Source organism: Bartonella sp. LB28NMGDW (genome assembly GCF_042194435.1).
In the GTDB taxonomy this organism is placed as follows: domain Bacteria; phylum Pseudomonadota; class Alphaproteobacteria; order Rhizobiales; family Rhizobiaceae; genus Bartonella; species Bartonella grahamii.
In genome coordinates this window covers 1-1199 of the sequence record NZ_JBHIMX010000091.1, presented here as the reverse complement: position 1 = coordinate 1199, position 1199 = coordinate 1, and the positions used below count along the sequence as shown (strand labels likewise).

Annotated in this window: 1 protein-coding gene and 1 pseudogene; both read right to left on the bottom strand. The window is 37.6% G+C overall.

Annotated elements, in window-relative coordinates; translation table 11 throughout:
- Positions 1–257, bottom strand: a pseudogene (locus ACFIKG_RS09325) (hypothetical protein); the annotation flags it as partial.
- A gap of 93 nt (positions 258–350) precedes the next feature.
- Entirely contained in the window at positions 351–1007 is a 657-nt protein-coding gene (locus ACFIKG_RS09320) for a hypothetical protein (RefSeq protein WP_375652202.1), read from the bottom strand.
- Between the last annotated feature and the right edge of the window lie 192 nt (positions 1008–1199).

Sequence of the window (1199 nt, the reverse complement as noted above, 5' to 3'; positions counted from 1 at the left end):
CCACAGACTTGAGAAAAATGGCGTATTTTTGCATTTTCATACACTCTTGCATGACCATAGACACAAGCCTCATCATACACCCAGCAATTGCCATCATGGGATAGATTGGCTTCCTTTTCAATAAAGCCGCCTAAAGACCCCGCCTTTATATCATCAAAATCTTTTAAAGCCCGAATGCGATAAAGGTTTATAATATTTCGAGTAAGAGCATGTTTGATTTTTTTGATTTCACTGGTTAATTCGTATTTTTTGCACATAGAAGACCCTCACAATCTAATGTGATAAACGTTTGCTAAAATTTGGAATGGGAAATTTGAAAGAGGGGCGCCCCCGCCGCGCCCGCGTCTTATTTACGCAGCGTCTTTTATGGTTTGATCACAAATTTTGATATGACCATTCAATTTTTTGGTATCTATATATGAATTGCCAAAAACACTCACTTGATCACAAATGTATGTATAGCCTGTAATTTTTGCATTTTCATAAATACAAGCATCATCACCAACCACAACAAAAAACCAAACTTGAGCATTGTCATAAATTCTTGCATTGCCATAAGCTTGCGCATAGCCAGTCAATAAAGCGTTATCATAGATTTTAGCATGACCTTTTATAACAGCCCTGTCAGATACCTCAGCATGATTCAAAACGCAGGCATGATCGTAAACATAAGTTATTCCAAAAACCAAGGCATGATCAGCAACCCTTGCATTGTCATAAATTTTTGCACAATCAAAAACTTTAGCATTGCCTTCAATTTTTGCATTATGGAAAACACTAGCGTAATCACAGACTGTAGCGTGATCAGAAACATGAGCATTATTATAAACACAAGCCTTATCATAGACCCAGCAATTGCCCTCATGAGAGAGGTTATCTTCCTTTTCAATAAAGCCCCCTAAAGTACCTGCTTTAACATCAGCAAAGTCTTTTAATGCTTTAATGCGATAAAGGGTATGATTATTAATTACACGCGTTTCATTTGTGAGTGCAAACTTCTTTTGCATGAGCACAATTCCTTTATAGAGATTTAAATTTTTAAATGAAATGTTTAAAGGGGGGCGCCCCCGCCGCGCCCGCGCGTGTCATTTACGCAGCATCACTTTCATATTCGCTGTCATTATCATCGTCATAATACCCTTCAAAATCAGCATAATACTCATGACGATAATAATCATCTTCGCTACCAAACTCAGGAT